The sequence below is a fragment of the Campylobacter jejuni genome (genome assembly GCF_049221745.1).
Taxonomy (GTDB): Bacteria; Campylobacterota; Campylobacteria; order Campylobacterales; family Campylobacteraceae; genus Campylobacter_D; species Campylobacter_D jejuni_E.
Genome location: NZ_JBMJAO010000001.1, coordinates 1 through 24,229 on the forward strand (window position 1 = coordinate 1; position 24,229 = coordinate 24,229).

The window sequence follows — 24,229 nt, forward strand, 5'->3', positions numbered from 1 at the left end:
TTATTTAAGCGGACAGGTTGGGCTTAAGTATAAATTTTAAACACAAACTTTTTGAGAATTCTTTGCAACGAAATTCTTGTTAAAACACAAGAATTTCAAAGTTTTAACCTAGGCTTTATCTTAAAGCCCTTTTTATAACAAACAAGTAAATAAGTCTTTAGAGTATAAACCCTAAAAACTTTTAGTTTTCTTTGAAAAGTTTAGAAGCTAAGTGCGTTGCACGACTTTGATCTGTATCTTTTTTAAGTGTTTTATAAATTTTACTCACATATTCTTCTAAGGTCTGTTGAGAATCTATAGTTTTTTTAGAAGAAGGAATTTTTTCATATTCTCCATTGTTTTTAAGCTCATAAGCTAAAACATTATCACTAAGTTGCAAGCGTAAAAATTGAGCTAATTTAGCTTTGCTTCTTTCATCATATATAGGAGTCATAAGTTCTAAGCGACGCTCTAAATTTCTTGGCATCCAATCTGCACTCGATATAAAATAATTTGGCTCACTATGTTTAAAATAAAACACTCTAGCATGTTCTAAGTATTTTCCTATGATGCTTCTAACGCGTATGTTTTTACTATATTCTTCATTAGGTTTTAAACAGCAAATTCCACGTATGATAAGATCAATTTGAACCCCTTTTATACTTGCTTCATAAAGAGCTTTGATGATATCGCTATCTACAAGAGAATTCATTTTTGCAATGATTGTCCCTTCATCGCCTTTATTTGCTTCTAAAGCTATCATTTCTAAAATTTTTTCTTTAATTTGATTTGGACTCATTGAGAGGGTTTGAAGGCGACGATTTTTACTAAAGCCCGATAAGATGTGAAAAAAACTTGTCGTATCTCTTGCAAATTCTGCTTTGCTTGTAAAATAACTCATATCAGTATAGATTTTAGCACTGCTTGCATTGTAGTTTCCTGTACTTAAATGCATGTAAAATTTAAGTTTATCTCCTTGTTTGCGTATAACTTGAGAAACTTTAGCGTGAACTTTAAAACCTGTAATTCCATAAATTACATGAGCTCCAGCATTTTCTAAAGCTTTTGCCCAATGAAGATTGTTTTCTTCATCAAAACGTGCTTTTAATTCCACCATCACAGTTACTTGCTTTCCATCACTTGCAGCATCAATTAAGGCCTGAACTATATTAGAATTTTTTTCTACTCTATAAAGTGTCATTCTTATAGAAATTACTTCAGGATCTTTACTTGCTTCTTTGATAAATTTATAAACTGGATCAAAACTTTCAAAAGGCTGTATAATAAGTATATCTTCTTTTTCTACAGCATCAAAAATAGATAAATTTTCATCAAAAGGCGGCAAAGTTTTAGGTGTATAAAGCGGACTTAAAAGATGGGTAAAAGTTTTATTTTTAGTGATTTGCCAAAGACTAGGAAGATTTAATAAAATAGAATATTCATAGACATCTTTATGGAAAATTTTCATGTGAGTGTTAAGAAATTCTACGATTTGTTCATCTGCATTTTTTTGTATTTGTAATCTTACAAAAGCTCCTTTTCTACGAAGTTTTAAACCTTGCTCTAAAATCATCATAAAATCATCAGCTTCTTCCTCTTCTATCACCATATCTGCATTTCTAGTCACTCTAAATGCTGCTGAGGCTAAAAGCTTATAGCCTGGAAAAATTTCTTCTGCGTGTTGATGAACTATGCTTTCTATGGGAACATAAATATTTGTGCTTACTTCATAAAAACGAGGTAAAACCCTTGGAATTCTAATCATTCCAAATTTTATAAGTTCAGGATGTGCTTTATCGCAAATTTTAACTGCTAGCGAAAAAGAGAGATTGTTTAAATGTGGAAAAGGATGAGTAGCATCAACAGCAATTGGAACAATGACAGGAAAAATATTAGAGAAAAAATACTCATCACATTTTTGTTTTAAATTTTCGTCTAAATTTTCATAATGTTTTATAAAAAGATTTTCTTTTTCTAGTTCGTTTGTAATTTCGTTAAAATAATGTTCTAAAAGTTTTTTTTCTTGATGTAAATATTTACGTATAGCTTTTAGTTGTTGTAAAGGTGACATTTCATCACTGCTGCTTGCATTAACACCAGCTGAAAAAAGCTGCTTTAAACCTGCAACACGTATCATATAAAATTCATCTAAATTGGTGCAATATATAGCTATAAATTTTAATCTTTCTAGCAAAGGTAAATTTTTAGAACATTGATCTAATACACGAGAATTAAAGCAAAGCCAAGAAAGTTCTCGATTGATAAACATATCAGGACTTGTTTGCATTAATTTTTCCTTTTTTGTTTTATTTTATCATTTATTTTTAAATTTATTAAAAAAGTTTTATTTTTTTTAGTTAATTAAGAGTAAATATATCTTTAAAATTATATTAAATTCATCTATGATACAATCATAAAAATTATTTTTGGGAAATTCTGTGACATTATTGTTTTTGTTAGAGATTTCGAGAAAATGATAATTTTAAGGAGGAAAATTTTGAAGAAAACTTCGAATCTTTTTACTATTTTTCTTGTTTTGCTTTTTGTTTTCTTTGCAGTTGGATTTTATACCTTTTACAATGCTAAAGGTACATCTTATTTAAGCAATGCAAGTGAGTCTTGTAATAACTGCCATATTATGAATGAAGTTTATAACGAATACATGGCAGGACCACACTCTCAAAAAGTCAAGGGAGAACCTAGAGCAACTTGTGTAGATTGCCATTTGCCACATAGCTTTGTAGCTAAATGGATAGCTAAAGCACAAAGTGGTTTAGGACATGCTTATGCTTTTACTTTTAAACTTGATGAATTGCCTACAAATTTGAGTGCAACTGAAAAAAGCAGAAGAATGGTGCAAGAAAATTGCATACGTTGTCATGCAGATTTTGCTCAAACAGCTATTAATGCTACAACAAATCCACATGCAGATAAGTCGTTAAATTGTGCTTCTTGTCATAAAGATGTTGGGCATAAACACGGAATTTAATAAGGAGAAGATGAATGAAAAAAAATATTTTACGCTTAGGTATTGTTGTTTTGATTTTACTTATAGCAGGAGTTTTATGGTTAAATAATGATATAAATCAAAAAAAAGAAGATGAAGCAAATAAAAACACTATTGCAGCAAATGCTGATTTTTCTTTACTCAGTGATGATGATCCAAATTTTGAAAAATGGGGCAAGGTTTTCCCAGAGCAGCTAAAAATGTATTTAACAGTTGAAAAAGAAGAACCTAAGACTACTGAATTTGGCGGTAATTTAGCTTATTCAAAATTGATTCGTTTTCCTCAATTAACTATACTTTGGGCAGGATATCCTTTTAGCCTTGATTTTAATGAAGAAAGAGGACATTTTTGGGTTCAAGTAGATCAAATGAAAACAGCAAGAAACAACAAAGATTTTCTTAATGCCCATGGACTCGCTGCTTTTAAAGGACAACCAGCAGCTTGTATGAATTGTCATAGTGGATGGACTCCGTGGCTTATAAAAAATGTTGCTAAAGGGGATTTTACTGCTTTTAACTCAACAAATTACTGGACTATGATTAAAAATATCCCAGCCGTTGATGGTATAGTAGAAAATTCACCTGAACATGCAGGCCCACATGGTGGTAAAAGAATGGGTGTAACTTGCGCAGATTGTCACAATCCAAACGATATGAGTTTAAGACTTACTCGTCCAGCAGCTATTAATGCTTTAGTTTCTAGGGGATATGAAAAAGATCCAGTGCAAGGCGTAAAAGCCACAAGAGAAGAAATGAGAACTTTAGTTTGCTCTCAATGTCATGTTGAGTATTATTTTAAGCCAACTGGGGAAAAGGTAAAAGTAATGGGCGAAACTATTGTTGATGATAGTTCTAAAAAATGGTGGAATGGAACCCAGAAAAATTATGATGAATATGAGTTTTGGAGAGATGGTAATAAAGCTAAAGAGATTGAAACCGATGGTATAGTTTTAACTTTTCCTTGGAGTGAGTGGAAAAAAGGACAACCATTTAGAATTGAAATGCTAGATGATTATTATGATAAAATTCGTGGAGTATTTGGAGCTGATTTTACTCATAAATTAACAGGAGCACAAATTATTAAAATTCAACATCCAGAAAGCGAACTTTACAGTGGCGGTGTGCATGCTGCAAATGGAGTAAGTTGCGTGGATTGTCATATGCCTTATGTTAGAGAAGGAGCTAAAAAAGTTACTCAGCATAATATCACTTCTCCTTTAAGGGATATTAATTCTGCTTGTAAATCTTGTCATAAACAAAGTGAAGATTATTTAAAAGCTCAAGTGCTTGATATACAAAATAGTGTTGCACATGATCAAAGAACAGCAGAATATGCTATAGTTAGTTTGATTATGGATACTAAAAAATTACGTGATGAGCTAGGTAGCATGGGAAAATTCCAAACTGATGGAAAAGCTGATACGAAAAAGATTAGCGAGGAATTAAAAGAAGTTTTAGAACTTCATCGTAAAGCTCAAATGAGAGCAGATTTTGTTAATGCTGAAAACTCAACAGGCTTTCATAACCCTCGCGAGGCAACAAGAATGCTATTACAAGCTGTTGATATGGCAAGAATGGGACAAACTAAACTAGTAGAAATTGCAGCAATAAATGGAATTAAAGATTTTAAAACTTCAAATCTAGGTTTTGAAGATATACAAAAATTTAATCCAGGAGAGCTTTATTATAAAGTTGATGTTAATGATCATAAAGCAGGAGAGCGTTACTATGCAGATGAAAAAGATGTTAATGGTAACCCTCCAAAAGAACTTTTAGAGCATGATAAAGAGCTTGCTCCTTATAATTATCAAATAATTGATAAAAAATAATTCTTAAGCCCTATAATCATAGGGCTTTTCTTCTTTGTTTTAAAAAGTATAAACTTTTTGTTTAAAATTCACTTTTACTTCACTTTATTTTGTCAAAATATCATAAATTTTGATAATCAAAAAGGAACTAAAATGATCAATAAAAATAAATTATTTAGACAAATTCATATTTATCTTAGCTTATTCTTTTTACCTTGTGCTTTGCTTTTTGCTTTAACGGGTATAGTTTATATTTTTGGTATTAATCAAGATGTAGGTTTAAAGATTGAACATTATCAATTGTCAAAAACTATAGAAAGCGGCAAGGAAAGAGAGGCTTTGATAGAATATTTAAAAGAAAATGGTTTGAAAGTGCCATCTAATACAAATATAATTAAAAGTAGAGATAAGGGCGTAACAATAGGTGGAACTCACTATAGTGCTAATATAGTTCAAAATTCTACCAGTGAATATAATATTACTTTAAAAACAAGATCTTTGCTTGGAGATATGATTATGCTTCACAAAAACAAGGGTACTTGGTATTTTTCTGTGCTTAGTGTAGGGTTTGGTGTGGTTTTATTTATGCTTTATATTTCAGGACTTATGATTACTTTGTTTGCAAATAAAAAAGATAGAAGCAAGCAGTTTGCAGTTTTTGGAATGGGTATTATTGTAACTTTACTTTTGGCTTATCTAAGTCTTTGATTTATCCAGCTTTTAAGCTAGGTATTATTTATTTTTTTGTATAATTATACTTCATTTTGTTGGACAGATGGGTGAGTGGCTGAAACCACACCCCTGCTAAGGGTGCAGATCTTAACGGGTCTCGAGGGTTCAAATCCCTCTCTGTCCGCCACTAAAATTTTCTTGAAAACTCCAAGTATTTTATTAAGTATCGAAGCAAGAGACTAGCCCTTGCGAAGTTGTATTATTTTACAGCGTTTTTGATTTCTAAAATCATAGTTTTTAATGATTCTAGTCCATTGCCACTTGCTAGATACCAGTATTCTGGATCAAGATATATAATTTTTTTATTTTGTGCTGCTTTGGTTTTGGCAACAATTGGATTATCAAGTATGCCTTGAGCACGTTCTTTATTGCCTACTATAATATTTCTATCAATTATAAAAATATAATCAGGATTTTTTTCAAGTATAAATTCAGAATTGATACTTTTACCATGTGTGCCTACTTTTATATTCTCATCTACCGCGTTAATCCCTAAAACATCGTGAATAATTCCAAAGCGAGATTGAGGACCAAAGGCAGAAATTTTATTAGAATTAGTAAGAATGATAAGAGCTTTTTTATCTTCATCAACTATATTTTTAGTTTTTTCAATTTCATTTTTAATATCTGAGATTTTTGCTGAAGCTTCTTTTTCTAAACCATAAAGCTTTGCAACACTTAAAGTATTATTTTCAAAAGAATTTAAAAAATTTGTATTATCAAGCCCTACAAATAAAGTTGGAGCAATTTCTTTTAATTTGTCATAAAATTTACTTTGTCGTCCAGAAATGAGGATTAGATCAGGTTTTAAAGCATTAATGGCTTCAAAATCAACTTGTTGTACTCCACCTACATTAGGTTTATTTTTAAATTGTTGTAGGTATTTTGGCAAATTTTTAACAGGAACGCCTGCAACTTTATCATTTAATTTTAAAGCATCAAAAGTATCTAAAATTCCAAGATCTAAAATCACTACTTTGGAGGGATTTTTAGGGATTTTTTTTTCGCCTAAGCTATCTTTTACTAAAAAGCTATCACCTTCATCATTCATGCTAATAGGTATGACTTTTACTGCAGTGTTAGTTTTTGTTGTAGAGCTTATATTGTTTTCATTTGAATTTGAATTACAAGCTGTTAAAATCAAGCTTAAAAAAAATGCAAAAATTAAAGATTTTTTCATATTTTCTCCTTTTTAAAAATAAATACAAATTTTTTTGCCATCGATTTGACTTATGGGTATATCCATATCATAAATTTGTTTTAAAATTTCTTGATTGATAATTTCATCTTTTGAACCTTGTTTTAAAAGTTTTCCATCTTTTAAGGCTATGATTTCATCTGAATAAATAGAAGCAAAATTAATATCATGCAATACAACAGCTATGCTTTTGTTAAAGTCTTTGACTAAATTTTTCATCAATTGCATGATTTGTACACTATGCTTCATGTCAAGATTATTTAAAGGCTCATCAAACATTATAAATTCAGTATCTTGTGCAATAATCATTGCTATGAAAGCTCTTTGTTTTTGTCCGCCACTTAGTGTATCTAAAAATTCATTTCTTAAGTCACTAAGTCCCATAAAATCTAAGGCTTTATTGATTTTGATTTTATCATTTAAATCAAGCCTTCCTTGAGAATGTGGAAAACGTCCAAAAGCAACTAATTCTTCAACTTTTAATCTTAAATTGATATTGTTTTGTTGCTTAAGAATAGAAATTTTTTGTGCTAAAATTTGTTCTTTGTAATCTTTTAAATTAATTCCATTGATATAAATTTCTCCGCTGCTAGGTTTTATCAAGCGACTTGCAAGAGCTAAAAGAGTGGATTTTCCTGCACCGTTGGCTCCTATTATAGAAGTAATTTTGCCTTTATGAAAATCAAGGCTAAGATCTGAAATAATGGCTTTGTTATCATAAAATTTGGTAATATTTTTTAGTGTAATCATAATTTATTGCCCTTTAATACAAGATAGATAAAATATATTCCACCTAAGAAATTAATAATCACACTTATAGTGGTATTATAATCAAAAATTCTAGAGACAAAAAATACTCCACTAAGTAAAGCTAAAATATTAATAAGTATGCAAGCACTTAGTAAAATACTATGTTTTGTAGTTTTAAAAAGCTCGTAAGTGATATTAACTACCAAAAGTCCTAAAAAGGTTATAGGACCTACAAGTGCAGTGCTTATAGAAGTTAAAACAGCAATAATAATCATTAATTGTTTTGCTATTTTTTGATAATTTATACCTAAATTTATTGCTAAATCTTTACCCAAATTTAGAGGATCTAAAAATTTTATATAACGAAAAATCCATATAAAACTTAAAAAGGTAAAAATATAAGCAAGGATTAGAACGTTAAAAGCAATATTATCAAAACTAGCAAACATTCTTCCTTGTATTACCATAAATTCATCAGGATCGATCAATACCTCAAAAAAAGAGCTTAAAGTGCCAAAAAGTGTTCCAAAAATTAAACCTAAAAGCATGATAAGATAAATATTTCTATTGCTATTAAATAAAATTTTATAAAGTCCTAATGAAAAAATTACCATACAAATTAGGCTAATTAAAAAATTTATATTATTTTTATAAACACTTAAATTGGTTGCACCAAAGGAAAAGATAAGAGCACTTTGAAGTAACATATATAAAGAATCTAACCCTATGATAGCAGGAGTTAGAATTTTGTTATTGCATAGAGTTTGAAAGATTATAGTTGAAACAGCAATACAAATTGCTACTATGATAATAGCTGCAATTTGTAAAAAACGATTTTTTAAAGCATATTCATCAAAGCCATTTAAACCTACAAATATAAAGATACCCATCATGATAAGTGTTAAAAAACTTAAAATTAGTATTTTTTTACTCATAAGCTTTCCTTTTTAACAAAAGAAAGATAAAGATTAAAGATCCTAAAATCCCTGTAGTGATACTTAAAGGCATTTCAAAAGGAAAGATAATAAGTCTTGAAATGATATCGCAAATAAGTAAAAATAAAGCTCCAAAAAGTGCTATATAGATAAGATTTTTTCTAAGATTATCGCCTAGATAAAGTGCTACTAAATTTGGAATAATCAGCCCTAAAAAAGGTATAATCCCAACACTTACAATTACCATGCTAGTGATAATGCTTACAATCATCAAACCCAGAAACAATATCCCATTATAAGAAATTCCAAGATTTAAAGCTATATCTTCACCCATTCCAACTATAGTAATTTTATGTGCTAAGAAATAAGCAAGTATAAAAAGCGGTAAAGAAATGTAAAGTAATTCGTAATTTCCTTGCATGACATTTGCCATGCTTCCTTGTAACCAACTTTGGATATTTTGTATATAATTTAAAGCATAGGCAAAAAAAGTGGTTATAGCACTAATAATTCCGCCAAACATTAAGCCTATTAGAGGTACAAAAATCACATCTTTGAGTTTGATTTTCTTTAAAATTTGAATGAAAACAAAAGAACCTAAAAGTGCAAATACAGAAGCAATAATAGCTTGAGTAAAAAAAGATACTCCAGCAAAAAATATCAAAGAAACAAGTATGCCAAATCTAGCACAATCCATAGTTCCTGCTGTTGTCGGAGAAACAAATTTATTTTGTGTGAGTTGTTGCATGATAAGTCCACATATACTAAGGCTCATTCCTGTGAGTAAAATTGCTATAAGTCTAGGAATTCTTGTCAAGGTTATGATCTCTAATTGAGTAGGGCTGAGATTAAAAATATCTTTTACATTGATACTGATAACTCCTATAAACAAACTTATCATTCCAAAGAACAAAAGTAAAGTTATAAGTACTTTTAAACTCAATATATACTTAAAAAACAAATTTTTCCTTATAGTAATAATAATTATCAAAAATGAAATTGTAATAAAATTTATTTTAAGAACGAATAAAACTATAAAGGATATTTTTAATAAGAAATTAAAAATCCAGTTGAAAGTCTTTGTAAATGTTGATTATAATCTATAAGGCTTTCTCCATAACCATTAAAGTATTGTAAATACCAAAAAATTCCGTTATTAAAAATATCATAGCCTATATCAACTTGAATAGCACCTTTGTTATTGTTAAATTTAAGATTATTTCTTAGCATAAGATTGATAAAGTAATCATCTCCTAAATACGCTAAATTCACATCAAAATTTCCCATATAGTGCAATATGGCAGGATTATCATCATCTTTTTTGCTCTCAGGAATTCTATACCAAAGACGTGGAACAAATAAAAATTTGTTATACAAAATAGCTGTGGATATATAAATTCTATTCCATGATCGCGATTGTAAATTCTCATCTCCTTTGCCATTGCTTTCGTGTAGTATACCTAAGCGTAAGTTATTAAAAAATTCATAATCTTTAAAATACAAGGGAAAATCTACAAAAAATTCAGGTTGATAGTTTGTCTCTCTAAAAGGTGATGAATGTTTATAAATTTGCCACCAAGAAGTTTGAGTATAGCCTATATAATATTTCTCATCAAATCCTAACAAATTTTCAAAAAGTCTTTTTTTAACACTAAGTTGAAATTTGGCCTCACTTTTACGATTTTCTTCTCTTAATGGTCCAAAGCTATAAGCAAAGGGTAAAAAATAATTCATCTTATAAGAACTAATACCAAGAGGATTAAAACCCTCATCTTCGCCAAGATAATTAGCCAATGCTAAACGAGCAAAATCTTGTTTTTCTTCTTTGGTTGCAATGATGGATTGTTTTGTTTGTATAACTTGATTGGTTTTATTTTGTTCTTGAGAAATTAAAACAGGTGAATTTTTTAAAGCGAGTTTTTTGTAAATTTCCATAGCTTTTTTATAATCGCCTCGTTTTTCATACTCTAAAGCTTGTTGTAAATCACTAGCCCATATAAAAATGCATAAGCTTAAAAATAAAACAATTTTTCTCACTTTAACTCGCTTTTAAATTTTTCATATTCTTCATAAAAATTAAGATTTAAAAAAGCATCTTCATCTTCAAATTCTACAAATTTAGTTTTAATCTCAGAAAATAAAAGTCCTATTTTTTGTTCATTTTTTTCTAAGAAATTTTTACAAGTTTGAGCTAAAGAGCTGTGATAAAAGCCGCATAAGGGATGTTTGTGTAAAGGGGTTTTGGCTATGATTATTTTATAGTTTTGTTCTAAAAAAGGAAGCATTTTTAAAAGTTCATTTTCACCTACTTTAGGACTATCCACACTTAAAACAAAAACAAATTCATTTTTAAAATTTGAAAGTATAGAGTAAAGCGCAAGCATAGGAGAATAAACTTTAAATTCTAAAGAATCTTTTATCAAGCTAAAGTGGTTTTCAAATTTGTCTTCTTTTGCGCTCACATAGACATTTTTGAAAATTTTAGAAAATTTATCTACTTGAAATTGAGTTAAATTTTGATTTTTAAGAATCAATTTGCTTTTATCTTGTCCCATACGACTAGATTTGCCACCACATAAAATCACGCAATTTAGCTCATTAAGTTGCACACATTTCCTTTTTTAATATAATTATAATTCTACCACAAATTCGCCAAAATATTTTATAATTTCTTTTATGAAATATACAGAACTTTTGCAATTACAAACTTTTTTTTCTCAGTTTAAAAAAATCGATTTTATCAAGCGTATCAATGACAATATATTAGAACTAAGCTTTGATAGAGAAAGATTTATTTTTGATCTCACTCGTGCAATGAGTGCGATTTATACAGCTAAATTTAATGCAAAAAATTATAATGCACCTTTTGATTTTATGCTCAAAAAGTATTTTAGCAATGCTTTTATAAAGGAAGTTAAAGTTCTTAAAGATAATCGTATTTTATGTTTTAGTGTAAAAGCTAATAAGGCTTATAAAAGCTATGAGAGCAAAATTTATTTTGAATTTACGGGTAAAAATACTAACGTTATTATTACCGATGAAAAAGATTTGATTATAGAGGCTTTAAGACACATTGATAAAAGTTATCGCATTGTAAAACCTAATGTAATTTTAGAGCCTTTAAAACCTTATAAAATGGATGAAAATTTTGAGGAAATTAAAGATTTTAAAGCTTATTTTTCTCGCAAATTTACAAGCATTTATGAGAGTAAAATCAAACAAATAAAAAATTTAAAACTTGCACAAGTGGATAAAAAAATACAAAATTTACAAGAACTTTTTTCTAGCTTAGATGAAGAAAATTCTTTGCTCTTAAAAGCTTTAGAATACAGAAAAAGGGCTGATGTATTGTTTGCAAATTTGAGTGTTTTAAAAGATTATGAAAGGGAATTTAAGCTTGATGATTTTGAAGGCAAAGAGCTTGAGTTTAAACTCGAATTTAGTCCTAAACAAAGTGCTAATTTATATTATAAAAATGCTAAAAAATTAGAACAAAAAGCTAAAAATTTAAACATACAAAGACAAAATTTAAAAGAAAAGTTAGATTTTACCTTGAGTTTGAAAGAATTATTGTTTCAAGCTAAGAGTGAGATAGAGCTTGAAATTTTACTGCCTAAAAAAAATAGCAAAAAAAATCAAGATCACAAACAAGAAGATCTTGTGGCAAATTTTTATTTTAACGAGTTTAAAATTTGCGTGGGCAAAAATGAAAAAGGCAATGAATTTTTACTTAAAAATGCTAAAAAAGATGATTTGTGGCTTCATGTAAGGGATATTCCTAGTGCTCATACTTTAATTATATCAAACAAGCAAAAAATCAGCCTTGATGTGATAGAATTTGCTGCAAGGCTTTGTGTAAGCTTTTCTAAGTTAAAGAAAGGTTCGTATTGGGTCGATTATACCTTAAAAAATTTTGTTAAGGTTCAGCAAAAGGCGTTTGTAAATTATACAAATTTTAAAAGTATTAATATCACAAAGGATTAAAATGCCAGTTAGCCCATTAGGAAATGTCAATTATATAAATCAAAATATGGCTTATCCAGCTACACAAGCAAGCAATGAGCTTGCAAAAGAAGGTTTTGCAGCTACGCTAAATATGGCTGAATTTAGTGAAAAAGAAAAAACTTTGAACAAGCTTGAAAAAGTCAATGAGACTCATGAAATCAAAGAAGAGATCAAAGAAAAAGCCGAACAAGAAGAAAAAAAGAAAAAACACAATCAAGAAGCTAAAACTAGCAATGATGAGAAAAATGAAGAAGATGAGTCTAAAGATCCAAATTTTAAAGACGCACAAAGCATTCATCGCTTAGATATTAGTATATAAGGAAAAATATGTTTAATACAACTAGAATTATTTCAGCTCTTGTGATGATAGGGGCTATTATTATTATCGCGTTGATTGATCAATTTTTTATCAATTTTATCGTTTTTGCGGTTTTATTGTATTTATCTTTTAGCGAAGCAAAAAAACTTTTTGCTTTAGAAAATATTTCTATTATCCCTTTGGCTGTAGCTTTTATTTTGGGAAGTTTATCGTATAAAGCTTTGCTTTTTGGGATTTTAGCTTTGTTATTAGTCGTTGGATATTTGGTTTATAAAAAGGCTTCCTTAAAACCAGCTCTTATTTATATTTATCCTAGTTTGCCTATTTTAGCACTTTGGCAAGTGTATTTAGATCAGGGTATGTTCGCGCTTTTTTGGCTTATCATTATCGTTGCAGCTTGTGATAGTGGAGCGTATTTTATCGGAAAACTTATAGGAAAAACTCCTTTTTCTCCAACAAGTCCAAACAAAACCTTAGAAGGCGTTATAGGTGGCTTGATTTGTGCGAGTGTTATTGGAACTATTTTGGGAGTTTTTGTTTATAGCTTTTGGCTTTCTTTGCTTTGTTCGTTTTTTGTAGCGATTTTTGCAGCGATTGGAGATTTACTTGAGAGTTATTTTAAAAGAGAAGCAGGCGTAAAAGATAGTGGAGATCTTATCCCTGGTCATGGGGGTGTGCTTGATAGAATCGATGCGGTGATTATCGCTACTTTTGTGATGGTTGCTCTTTTATGATACTTTTTGGAAGTACGGGCAGCATAGGAGTAAATGCTCTTAAACTTGCTGCTTTAAAAAACATTCCTATTTCTGCTTTAGCTTGTGGGGATAATATAAAGCTTTTAAATGAACAAATCGCAAGGTTTAAACCCAAATTTGTTGCCATAAAAGATCCAAAAAACAAGCATTTAGTTAAACATGATAGAGTTTTTATAGGGCAAGAAGGTTTAGAGCAAATTTTAACAGAATGTCAAGACAAACTTTTGCTCAATGCCATTGTAGGTTTTGCAGGACTTAAAAGCACTTTAAAGGCTAAAGAACTTGGCAAAAACATAGCCTTAGCTAACAAGGAAAGCCTTGTAGTGGCGGGGAGTTTTTTAAAAGGAGCTAAATTTTTACCCGTTGATAGTGAGCATGCGGCTTTAAAATTTTTACTCGAAGGTAAAAAAAATATAGCAAAACTTTATATTACAGCAAGTGGCGGAGCTTTTTATAGGTATAAAATCAAAGATTTAAATCAAGTCAGTGTCAAAGATGCTTTAAAACATCCTAATTGGAACATGGGGGCAAAGATCACTATAGATAGTGCGACTATGGCAAATAAGCTTTTTGAGATTATAGAGGCTTATCATTTATATGATTTTAAAGAAATTGATGCTTTAATAGAACCAAGATCTTTAGTACATGCAATATGTGAGTTTAAAAATGGATCTAGCACAGCATATTTTTCAAAAGCAGATATGAAACTAGCTATTTCAGATGCTATATTTGAAAAACAAGATACGCCTATTTTAGAGGCTGTTGATTTTAGCAAAATGCCTGCTTTAAAATTTTATCCAATCAGCACAAAAAAATATCCTATTTTTAAGCTTAAAAATGCATTTTTAAAAGAGCCAAATTTAGGTGTTATCATCAATGCAGCTAATGAAATAGGTGTACAAAATTTCTTAGAAAATAAAAGTAGATTTTTAGATATTGCTAAATGTATTTTTAAAGCCCTTGATCATTTTGGAGTGCCTAAAATTTCAAGTATAGAAGAGGTTTTTGAGTATGATTTTAAAACAAGAGAGTATTTAAGGAGTTAAAATGAAATTTTTTTTAACAATTTTATTTTTTATAACAAGTATTTTTGCTTTAGAACTAGACTTTAGTGTAGGAGAAAATGGGAAAAGTCTAGATGATAATAATACGGTTTTAATTTTTGGTGGAATTCAAGGCGATGAGCCTGGTGGATTTCATGCGGCAAGTTTGCTTTTGAGTGATTATAATATCACTAAGGGTAAGATTATAGTGGCTCCAAATTTAGCTTTTGATAGTATTATCAAGCGTTCGCGTGGGAATAATGGGGATTTAAACCGTAAATTTGCAAGTATTAGCCCAAAAGATCCTGATTATAAAAGAGTTCAACGCATTAAAGAGCTTATTTTACTTCCTGAAGTTAGTATGGTGATCAATCTTCATGATGGTTGGGGTTTTTATAAACCAATCTATATCGATGCGATGCGAAATCCTAAGCGTTGGGGAAATTCAAGCGTGATTGACACAAGCGAAATCAATGCAAGCAAATATTCTGATCTTGAAAATATCGCCACTCAAACTGTAAATAGTGTCAATTCTTCACTTGCTGATCCAAAGCATGCTTATTATCTTAAAAACACCAAAACTCAAGAGCTTGGTGATACGGAAATGCTTAAAGCTTTAACTTATTTTGTGATTTCAAATCACAAAGCTGCTTTTGCAAATGAAGCGAGTAAAAATCTACCTGTAAATTTAAGAGCTTATTATCATCTTTTGGCAATTGAAAATTATTTAAAAACTGCAGGAATTGAATTTAGTAGAGATTTTGAACTCACTCCACAAGGGGTTGATAAAGCCATAAATAAAGAGCTTGAAGTAAAACTTTTTGATGATAGAATTTTACTTTCTTTGAAAAATCCAAGAAAGGTTATTAACTATGTGCCTTTTCCAGTAAATAAAGAGTTAAATTATAACACAAGCAATGAACTTACCGCTGTTATCGCAGAAGGAAATTCTTTTTATATCCAGTATGGCAATCGTTTTCAAACAAGATTATATCCTGAATATTTAGAATTTAGTGATGCTTTTAATGAAGTAACTTTTCAAGTTGATGGTAATGAAACCTCAGTTCCTTTTGGAACCAAGGTAAAAGTAAAAGAGAATTTTCTTATCCCAAAGATAGCTAATGTGCGCGTAAATATCATAGGCTTTGATCATGGAAAAGATGAAAGCGGTATTTTAGTTCATAAAAAAAATATGCAAACACAATACTCTTTAGACATGGCAGGTAAAATTTATAGAGTGGAATTTTATGAGCTAAGAGGAGCAAATTTGCAACAACTTTTAGAGGCAAATACCAATAGCAAGTTGATCAAAAATGCTAAAAATTTGGATTTAAACACTCTTAAAATGGCAAGATTAAAAGATAAATTCTTAGGTTCTATTTTAGTGGAATTTGAATGAAAAATCTTATCCTAGCTATAGAAAGTTCTTGTGATGATAGTTCTATAGCTATCATTGACAAAAATACCTTAGAATGTAAATTTCATAAAAAAATTTCCCAAGAATTAGATCATAGTATCTATGGGGGAGTGGTACCTGAACTTGCTGCAAGACTTCATAGCGAGGCTTTGCCAAAGATACTTAAGCAATGCAAAGAGCATTTTAAAAATCTTTGTGCCATAGCTGTGACAAATGAACCTGGGCTTAGCGTTTCTTTGCTCAGTGGAATTTCTATGGCAAAAACCTTAGCAAGTGCTCTAAATTTACCCTTAATCCCTATAAATCATCTTAAAGGTCATATTTATAGTCTTTTTTTGGAAGAAAAAATTTCTTTAGATATGGGAATTTTGCTTGTTAGTGGTGGGCACACTATGGTGCTTTATCTTAAAGATGATGGAAATTTAGAGCTTTTAGCAAGTACAAATGATGATAGTTTTGGAGAAAGTTTTGATAAAGTGGCTAAAATGATGAATTTAGGTTACCCTGGTGGGGTTATCATAGAAAATTTAGCAAAAAACGCCAAACTTAAAAATATCTCTTTTAACACACCTTTAAAACATTCTAAAGAACTCGCTTATAGTTTTTCAGGGCTTAAAAATGCAGTGCGTTTAGAAATTTTAAAACATGAAAATTTAAGTGATGATATAAAAGCAGAAATAGCTTATGCCTTTGAAAATACAGCTTGTGATCATATCATGGATAAATTAGAAAAAATTTTTAATCTTTATAAATTTAAAAATTTTGGCGTTGTAGGCGGAGCTAGTGCAAATCTTAATTTGCGTTCGCGTTTGCAAAATTTATGTCAAAAATATAATGCAAATTTAAAACTAGCTCCTTTAAAATTCTGCTCTGATAATGCTTTGATGATAGCAAGGGCCGCAGTTGATGCTTATGAAAAAAGGAAATTTGCAAGCATAGAAGAAGATATTTTAAGCCCTAAAAATAAAAATTTTTCAAGGATATAGATGAGAAAAGCTTTTACTATATTAGAACTTGTTTTTGTGATCGTTATTTTGGGAATTTTAGCCGCTATTGCTTTGCCAAAAATGAGTTCAAGTAAGGATGAAGCTGAAGTTAGCAAGTCTTTAAATAACCTTAAAAATTTGATCAATGATATAAGCATTTATACTTTAAAAAATGACCATTTAAGCTCTATAAAAACGATGAGTAATGTAAGCGGGGTTGAAAATGTTGATCTTAGTAATTTTAACGGCGTAAAAGAAGTAAATTTTCGTGTAGGCGATGATAAAGAATGCTTAAAACTTGTTTTTATAAATAAAGCTGATTTTATACTCATGGGAATTTCAAGCAATGAAGCAAGCAAAAATGCTATCATCAACGCAGCCAATCAGACTCATGAAGATTTAGAAAATATAGACTTTACAAGCTCTTCTAGTAATAAAGCTTGCGTGATCTTAAGTAAGAATGAAAATTTTAAAAATCTAGCGAGCAAAACTTATCTTTTAATAGGAGGAATGTAATGATAGTGAGTAAAACTTATGAGATTGACTCTTGCGATGATGTAGAACTTGGTATAAAAAGAAAATCAAAGCTTGAATTTAAGCTTTGGTATGATGATGAAAAAACACCTAAAGCTTTGGTGTTTGTGGTGCAAGGTATGGGCGATGATATATCATCGATCCAATATGTTGGTGATTATATGGTAAGGCAATTTAATACTGCTGTAGTTGGAGTAAATTATCATTGTATTGGTAATCGTCCTCAAACTGGATCAACTTTTAATTTAGATGATATAGACAAGCTTATTTTAAAAGCAAGTTGTGAAGCTATAGACATAAAGCTTCCTTATAGTGTTGATAAAATTCAAGACTATAAACAAATGAGTGAGATTTTTCATTTTATAAATAATAAAATAATAGAAGGTAAGCAAAAAGGTGATTTTGCACCAAATTATTTTTTAAATTTGCATGTGAGTTTGCAACCTGCAAAAAATGAGTATCAAAATTTTGGCGTTATGCAGGCTCAAGATCTTTTAAATGTCGCACTTTATCTTAAAAAACATGCTCCTTTTGATACTATGGGGGGGGGGTATTCCAGTTATCATGATAGGTAGTTCTCATGGAGGGTATTTAGCACACTTAGCCACTAAAATTGCTCCTTGGCTAATAGATGGAGTGTTGGATAATTCTGCATATGCTAAGTTTTTATGGAGAGTTGTAGGTTTTGGAAAGGAAATAGATTTTATGCAGTATAGCGAATTTGCTACTTTTGATTTTTTTCATCATATTAAAACACATTGTTCGACAAAAACTTTTTGGACAAGTAATTCTTCATCGCCTCGTTTTTTTTCTCCCGCAAGAAGAAAAATTCGAAATCTTTTAGAGGAAGATCATCTTTTAGAGCAATCAAAATGTTTAAAAACTTGCTTTATAAGTTATCATTCATTATATGATGAGTATGTTTCTTTAAAAGAAAAAACTATGCTTTATGAAGAGCTTGAAAAACTTGGCTTTGATGCAACTTTGCATTCTATTACTAAAGAATCTCAAGTTGATGGAAAATTTATTAAAAATTTAAATCATGGTATGGGAATTCCGGTAAAACTTTTGATTAAGAAAGAACTTCCTTTAATGCTAGAAAAAATAAAACAAAATCCAAAAAAAGATTGTAAAGAAAAATGTATCTCTTATCCTTGTGAGGATTTGTTGTATCAATTTAGCGAAAAAGATGACAAAATATCACTAAAAATAGATAAAATTTAAGGAAGGCTAATGACCATACTAGAAAAAAACATACAAGCTTTATTAAGCGGGGTAAATGAACCTTTAGGAAATAAACTTTTAAATTTCATACAAAATAAAACTTGTTCTCGATTTAATATAGATGAAAATTTAAATATCTTTGATAAAACTCATAATGTTTTTATGTATGAAAATTTAGAAGAAGAATTAAATTTTTTCTATCAAAGTATTTTAGAAAAAACTCCTAGATATCCTTTTATATGTATTTATGGCACAGGCAATGCTTTGCTTATTAAAAACTTAGCTAAACACTATAAACATCTTTTTGTATTTGAAAGTGAGATAGAACTTTTTATCTTGGCTTTAAGCACAATAGATTTGAGTGAAGAGCTTTGTAGTGGAAAAATTTATCTGGTGGATATTCAAGAGAAAAAAATAAATTTACAACTTAGAATACTTTTTGACCAAAATGATGTATTTTTATGGTTAAATCTTTATGAGATGTTTATTAATAATAATTTTTATAAAAAATGTTATTATGAGGAAATTTTGAATGCAGATAAAATTATACATGAAAATATTAATCTTGTTATAAGAAATTTAGATCCTGACTCCAAAATTTCTTTGTCTTGTTATGAAAATTTTTACAAAAATATACCTTTAATGTTGAAAAATATACCTTTTAAAAGAATTATTGATGAAAGAAAAGGGCTTTTTGAAAGCTGTATAGTTGTATGTGCCGGTCCTAGCCTTCAAAAGCAAATTCCATTGTTAAAAAAATATCAAGAAAATTTTGTGATTTTTTGTGTTGATGGAGCTTATCCTTTACTTGTAAAACACAATATAACTCCTGATTATGTGTTAAATCTTGATTTTGAAGAATATCCACTTGAATTTTTCAAAGAAGTTAATCCAGAAAATAAAACCTTATTTATATTAGCGGCAAGTACTCACCCTAGCGTGATTGATTATCTTTATAAAAAACAAATTCCTTTATCTATAGCATTAAGTGATAATCTTCCTTATCAAAATCTTCATATTAATGATTTTGGTTATCTTGAATTTGGAACCCATGTTGGGCATGCTTGTTATACTTTGGCGATTGCTTTAAAATTTAAAAATATAATTATTATTGGGCAAGATTTATCTTTTGATAAACAAGGAAATTCTCATTTTGATAGTTTTGATTTGGGGAGTGATATAGATACAACCTTAGATATTCCTACATTAAAAACAATTGCCTATGAAGGCTTAGGAGAAGTTTTAACGCATTTAACTTGGGATGATTATAGAAAAAAATTAGAGGATTTGTTTGCAAGAAATTCCCAAGTGAATTTTTTAAATGCTACAGAAGGTGGTGCTAGGATAGAATTTTCGAAAGAAATTAATTTTGAGTTATGTTGTAAGAAATTTAAGAATTTAAATAGTAAATTAAATAAGTCTCTTCCAAAAACTTTAACAGCTAATCGTAGTATTAAAATTTTTAATAAAATTTTAGAAACTTTCAAAGAAGAAAAACAAAATGCCTTATTTTGTTTAGAACATGCTATGAGATTAAATGATGCATTGAAAATGATTTTAGCTAGTGATAGAAAATTACCTTTAGATTTTTTTAAAAATACATATGAAAGTATTAGCAAATTTGAATCTTTTTTGGAAGTAAATTCTTTATTAAACGATGGAGTTTTAAAAGGGGTGATTTTTTATAAAGGTAAATTATTAAGTGAAGTTATTATTAGTAAAATTGAAGATGAAAAAGAATATTTATTAATGTATTTAAAATCTTATAAGCAATGGCTTGAAATTTTTATTTTTAGATTACAATTAAAATGTGATATTTATAATTTTTAGTTTAAAGTATAAATTTTTTAAAAAAAGTAACGATATAGGGTATAACAAGTTCATGGATGAACTTGAAATTATTTAAAAGGATTTAAAATGGGATTTCGTATTAACACAAATGTCGCAGCATTAAATGCAAAGGCAAACTCAGATCTAAATGCTAAAAGTTTAGATAGTTCATTAGCAAGACTTAGTTCCGGTCTTAGGATTAACTCTGCAGCGGATGATGCTTCAGGGATGGCGATAGCAGATAGTTTAAGATCTCAAGCCAATACTTTAGGTCAAGCTATCTCAAATGGTAATGATGCTTTAGGTATCTTACAAACTGCTGATAAGGCTATGGATGAGCAACTTAAGATCTTAGATACTATCAAGACTAAGGCTACTCAAGCGGCTCAAGATGGTCAAAGTCTAAAAACAAGAACCATGCTGCAAGCAGATATCAACAAGCTCATGGAAGAACTTGATAATATCGCAAATACCACTTCATTTAATGGTAAACAACTTTTAAGTGGTGGTTTTACTAATCAAGAATTTCAAATCGGTGCAAGTTCAAATCAAACCGTTAAGGCAACCATAGGTGCAACCCAGTCTTCAAAAATCGGTGTTACAAGATTTGAAACAGGTTCACAAAGTTTTACTTCAGGTGTAGTAGGACTTACTATCAAAAACTATAATGGTATAGAAGATTTTAAATTTGATAATGTTGTGATTTCAACTTCTGTTGGAACAGGTCTTGGAGCTTTGGCTGAGGAGATTAATAGAAATGCCGATAAAACAGGAGTTAGAGCAACTTATGATGTAAAAACTGTAGGAGCTTATGCTATAAAAGAAGGAACTACTTCTCAAGACTTTGCTATCAATGGGGTTGTAATTGGCAAGGTTGACTATAAAGATGGCGACGGTAATGGTTCTTTAATTTCAGCTATCAATGCGGTTAAAGACACAACCGGAGTTCAAGCTTCTAAAGATGAAAATGGTAAGCTTGTTCTTACTTCAGCTGATGGTAGAGGCATTAAAATCACAGGTAGTATAGGTGCTGGTGCTGGTGTTTTAAAAACTGAAAATTATGGAAGATTATCTTTAGTTAAAAATGATGGTAGAGATATCAACATAAGTGGAACTGGACTTAGTGCTATAGGTATGGGAGCTGCAGATATGATTTCTCAAGCTTCAGTATCTTTAAGAGAATCAAAAGGTCAAATTTCAGCAGCTAATGCTGATGCTATGGGATTTAATTCTTACAATGGTGGCGGAGATAAGCAAATTATCCAAGCTTCTAGTATTTCAGCATTTATGTCTCAAGCAGGTTCAGGTTTTTCAGCAGGTTCAGGTTTTTCAGTAGGTAGTGGAAAAAATTATTCTACTGTTTTAAGCGCAGCGGTTCAAATTGTTTCAGGTGCAGCTTCTATAAGCAGTACTTATGTAGTTTCAGCGGGTTCAGGTTTTTCTTCAGGTTCAGGAAATTCTCAATTTGCTGCCTTAAGAACATCAACTGTAGGTGCTACTGATGAAACTGCAGGTGTAACTACTCTTAAAGGTGCTATGGCTGTTATGGATATCGCTGAAACTGCTATCACTAATCTTGATCAAATCAGAGCTGACATAGGTTCTATACAAAATCAAGTTACATCAACCATAAACAACATTACCGTAACTCAAGTGAATGTCAAATCAGCTGAATCTCAAATCAGAGATGTAGACTTTGCAAGTGAGAGTGCAAACTACTCTAAAGCAAATATCTTAGCTCAAAGTGGATCTTATGCTATGGCTCAGGCAAATTCTAGTCAGCAAAATGTTTTAAGATTGCTTCAATAGTCTAAATATTTTTAAAATACTGCGATATATACAAATCCAAGCCTAGTTTAAATACTAGGCTTTTTATTTTAAACTCTCAAGATTTTTAATTAAACTAAAACTTGGAACACTTCTTGCTTTAATCTTTTCGATGCAATATTTTGAAAGGATTTAAAATGGGTTTTAGGATAAACACCAACATCGGTGCGTTAAATGCACACGCAAATTCAGTTGTTAATGCTAACGAGCTTGATAAGTCTTTAAGTAGACTTAGTTCCGGTCTTAGGATTAACTCCGCAGCGGATGATGCTTCAGGGATGGCGATAGCAGATTCTTTGCGTTCTCAAGCAGCTACTTTAGGTCAAGCTATAAACAATGGTAATGATGCTATAGGTATCTTACAAACTGCTGATAAGGCTATGGATGAGCAACTTAAGATCTTAGATACTATCAAGACTAAGGCTACTCAAGCGGCTCAAGATGGTCAAAGTTTAAAAACAAGAACCATGCTGCAAGCAGATATCAACCGCTTAATGGAAGAGCTTGATAATATCGCTAATACTACAGCTTTTAATGGTAAACAACTTTTAAGTGGAAATTTTACTAATCAAGAATTTCAAATCGGTTCAAGTTCAAATCAAACTATAAAAGCAAGCATTGGACCAACCCAGTCTTCAAAAATCGGTGTTACAAGATTTGAAACAGGTTCACAAAGTTTTACTTCAGGTATAGTAGGACTTACTATCAAAAACTATAATGGTTTGGAAGATTTTAAATTTGATAATGTTGTGATTTCAACTTCTGTTGGAACAGGTCTTGGAGCTTTGGCTGAGGAGATTAATAAAAGCTCTGATAAAACAGGAGTTAGAGCAACTTATGATGTAAAAACTGTAGGAGCTTATGCTATAAAAGAAGGAACTACTTCTCAAGACTTTGCTATCAATGGGGTTGTAATTGGTCAGATTAATTATAAAGACGGAGATAATAATGGCCAATTAATCTCAGCTATAAATTCTGTTAAAGACACAACCGGAGTTCAAGCTTCTAAAGATGAAAATGGTAAGCTTGTTCTTACTTCAGCTGATGGTAGAGGCATTAAAATCACAGGTAGTATAGGTGCTGGTGCTGGTGTTTTAAAAACTGAAAATTATGGAAGATTATCTTTAGTTAAAAATGATGGTAGAGATATCAACATAAGTGGAACTGGACTTAGTGCTATAGGTATGGGAGCTGCAGATATGATTTCTCAAGCTTCAGTATCTTTAAGAGAATCAAAAGGTCAAATTTCAGCAGCTAATGCTGATGCTATGGGATTTAATTCTTACAATGGTGGCGGAGATAAGCAAATTATCCAAGCTTCTAGTATTTCAGCATTTATGTCTCAAGCAGGTTCAGGTTTTTCAGCAGGTTCAGGTTTTTCAGTAGGTAGTGGAAAAAATTATTCTACTGTTTTAAGCGCAGCGGTTCAAATTGTTTCAGGTGCAGCTTCTATAAGCAGTACTTATGTAGTTTCAGCGGGTTCAGGTTTTTCTTCAGGTTCAGGAAATTCTCAATTTGCTGCCTTAAGAACATCAACTGTAGGTGCTACTGATGAAACTGCAGGTGTAACTACTCTTAAAGGTGCTATGGCTGTTATGGATATCGCTGAAACTGCTATCACTAATCTTGATCAAATCAGAGCTGACATAGGTTCAGTGCAAAATCAACTCCAAGTTACTATAAACAACATTACCGTAACTCAGGTTAACGTTAAAGCAGCTGAATCAACTATAAGAGATGTAGACTTTGCAAGTGAGAGTGCAAATTTTTCTAAGTATAACATCCTTGCACAATCAGGCTCATACGCTATGAGTCAAGCTAATGCTGTACAACAAAATGTTTTAAAACTTTTACAATAATCTTTCTAAAGAGCAAAATTT

20 protein-coding genes, 1 tRNA gene and 1 pseudogene are annotated in these 24,229 nt (G+C 30.2%); 15 read left to right on the plus strand and 7 right to left on the minus strand.

Features of this window, described 5'->3' with window-relative positions; all coding sequences use genetic code 11:
* Positions 1-181: 181 nt before the first annotated feature.
* Complete coding sequence (gene ppk, locus ACOTU8_RS00005; protein WP_422341235.1) at positions 182-2,266, minus strand: RNA degradosome polyphosphate kinase; 2,085 nt, start codon at positions 2,264-2,266, stop codon at positions 182-184.
* Between the two features lie 186 nt (positions 2,267-2,452).
* Here ppk and nrfH point away from each other — a divergent pair, with 186 nt between their 5' ends.
* The 4 genes from nrfH to ACOTU8_RS00025 all read left to right on the plus strand — a co-directional run bounded on the left by nrfH (position 2,453) and on the right by ACOTU8_RS00025 (position 5,653).
* Positions 2,453-2,968 carry a cytochrome c nitrite reductase small subunit gene (gene nrfH / locus ACOTU8_RS00010; RefSeq protein WP_422341236.1) on the plus strand — a complete coding sequence of 172 codons (516 nt, stop codon included), beginning with the start codon at positions 2,453-2,455 and terminating at the stop codon, positions 2,966-2,968.
* Between the two features lie 14 nt (positions 2,969-2,982).
* Positions 2,983-4,815 carry an ammonia-forming cytochrome c nitrite reductase subunit c552 gene (gene nrfA / locus ACOTU8_RS00015; RefSeq protein ID WP_422341237.1) on the plus strand — a complete coding sequence of 611 codons (1,833 nt, stop codon included), beginning with the start codon at positions 2,983-2,985 and terminating at the stop codon, positions 4,813-4,815.
* 132 nt (positions 4,816-4,947) lie between these two features.
* Entirely contained in the window at positions 4,948-5,502 is a 555-nt protein-coding gene (locus ACOTU8_RS00020) for a hypothetical protein (protein ID WP_422341238.1), read from the plus strand.
* A gap of 61 nt (positions 5,503-5,563) precedes the next feature.
* Positions 5,564-5,653: transfer RNA gene (locus ACOTU8_RS00025), tRNA-Ser, on the plus strand.
* 72 nt (positions 5,654-5,725) lie between these two features.
* Here ACOTU8_RS00025 and ceuE read toward each other — a convergent pair.
* From ceuE to mobA, 6 genes are all read right to left on the minus strand, one after another.
* Positions 5,726-6,706 (minus strand): siderophore ABC transporter substrate-binding protein, encoded by a 981-nt coding sequence (gene ceuE / locus ACOTU8_RS00030; RefSeq protein WP_422341239.1) that lies wholly within the window; start codon positions 6,704-6,706, stop codon positions 5,726-5,728.
* Positions 6,707-6,718: 12 nt separating this feature from the next.
* Positions 6,719-7,474, minus strand: a complete 756-nt coding sequence (gene ceuD / locus ACOTU8_RS00035; protein WP_422341240.1) for an ABC transporter ATP-binding protein — start codon at positions 7,472-7,474, stop codon at positions 6,719-6,721.
* Positions 7,471-8,409, minus strand: a complete 939-nt coding sequence (gene ceuC, locus ACOTU8_RS00040; protein WP_422341241.1) for an iron chelate uptake ABC transporter family permease subunit — start codon at positions 8,407-8,409, stop codon at positions 7,471-7,473. The genes ceuD and ceuC overlap by 4 nt, the downstream gene beginning before the upstream one ends.
* On the minus strand, positions 8,402-9,370 hold the full coding sequence (ceuB, locus tag ACOTU8_RS00045) for an ABC transporter permease (RefSeq protein WP_422341242.1): 969 nt from the start codon (positions 9,368-9,370) through the stop codon (positions 8,402-8,404). The genes ceuC and ceuB overlap by 8 nt, the downstream gene beginning before the upstream one ends.
* An 86-nt stretch (positions 9,371-9,456) precedes the next feature.
* On the minus strand, positions 9,457-10,446 hold the full coding sequence (gene pldA, locus ACOTU8_RS00050; protein ID WP_422341243.1) for a phospholipase A: 990 nt from the start codon (positions 10,444-10,446) through the stop codon (positions 9,457-9,459).
* The gene (mobA, locus tag ACOTU8_RS00055) at positions 10,443-11,018 is read right to left on the minus strand and encodes a molybdenum cofactor guanylyltransferase (RefSeq protein WP_422341244.1); all 576 of its coding nucleotides are present in this window, start codon (positions 11,016-11,018) and stop codon (positions 10,443-10,445) included. Before mobA ends, pldA begins: the two co-directional genes overlap by 4 nt.
* Positions 11,019-11,085: 67 nt before the next feature.
* On the opposite strand from mobA, the gene ACOTU8_RS00060 reads away from it, so the two are divergent.
* The 11 genes and pseudogenes from ACOTU8_RS00060 (at position 11,086) to ACOTU8_RS00110 (ending at position 24,208) form a co-directional block, all read left to right on the plus strand.
* Positions 11,086-12,393 carry an NFACT RNA binding domain-containing protein gene (locus ACOTU8_RS00060; RefSeq protein WP_422341245.1) on the plus strand — a complete coding sequence of 436 codons (1,308 nt, stop codon included), beginning with the start codon at positions 11,086-11,088 and terminating at the stop codon, positions 12,391-12,393.
* Between the two features lies 1 nt (position 12,394).
* Positions 12,395-12,733, plus strand: a complete 339-nt coding sequence (locus ACOTU8_RS00065) for a hypothetical protein (RefSeq protein WP_422341246.1) — start codon at positions 12,395-12,397, stop codon at positions 12,731-12,733.
* Positions 12,734-12,741: 8 nt separating this feature from the next.
* Positions 12,742-13,467, plus strand: coding sequence for a phosphatidate cytidylyltransferase (gene cdsA / locus ACOTU8_RS00070; RefSeq protein WP_422341247.1), 726 nt, complete (start codon positions 12,742-12,744; stop codon positions 13,465-13,467).
* Positions 13,464-14,534: a 1-deoxy-D-xylulose-5-phosphate reductoisomerase gene (dxr, locus tag ACOTU8_RS00075; RefSeq protein WP_422341248.1), complete on the plus strand. Its 1,071-nt coding sequence runs from the start codon at positions 13,464-13,466 to the stop codon at positions 14,532-14,534. The genes cdsA and dxr overlap by 4 nt, the downstream gene beginning before the upstream one ends.
* A gap of 1 nt (position 14,535) precedes the next feature.
* Entirely contained in the window at positions 14,536-15,930 is a 1,395-nt protein-coding gene (locus ACOTU8_RS00080) for a M99 family carboxypeptidase catalytic domain-containing protein (RefSeq protein ID WP_422341249.1), read from the plus strand.
* Complete coding sequence (gene tsaD, locus ACOTU8_RS00085) at positions 15,927-16,934, plus strand: tRNA (adenosine(37)-N6)-threonylcarbamoyltransferase complex transferase subunit TsaD (protein ID WP_422341250.1); 1,008 nt, start codon at positions 15,927-15,929, stop codon at positions 16,932-16,934. The genes ACOTU8_RS00080 and tsaD overlap by 4 nt, the downstream gene beginning before the upstream one ends.
* Positions 16,935-17,450, plus strand: a complete 516-nt coding sequence (locus ACOTU8_RS00090) for a type II secretion system protein (RefSeq protein WP_422341251.1) — start codon at positions 16,935-16,937, stop codon at positions 17,448-17,450. It begins immediately after the preceding gene.
* Positions 17,450-18,692, plus strand: a pseudogene (locus ACOTU8_RS00095) (DUF2920 family protein). Before ACOTU8_RS00090 ends, ACOTU8_RS00095 begins: the two are co-directional and overlap by 1 nt.
* Before the next feature lie 9 nt (positions 18,693-18,701).
* On the plus strand, positions 18,702-20,522 hold the full coding sequence (locus ACOTU8_RS00100) for a motility associated factor glycosyltransferase family protein (RefSeq protein ID WP_422341252.1): 1,821 nt from the start codon (positions 18,702-18,704) through the stop codon (positions 20,520-20,522).
* A gap of 87 nt (positions 20,523-20,609) precedes the next feature.
* On the plus strand, positions 20,610-22,331 hold the full coding sequence (locus ACOTU8_RS00105) for a flagellin A (RefSeq protein WP_422341253.1): 1,722 nt from the start codon (positions 20,610-20,612) through the stop codon (positions 22,329-22,331).
* 155 nt (positions 22,332-22,486) lie between these two features.
* On the plus strand, positions 22,487-24,208 hold the full coding sequence (locus ACOTU8_RS00110) for a flagellin A (protein WP_422341254.1): 1,722 nt from the start codon (positions 22,487-22,489) through the stop codon (positions 24,206-24,208).
* Positions 24,209-24,229 lie beyond the last annotated feature (21 nt).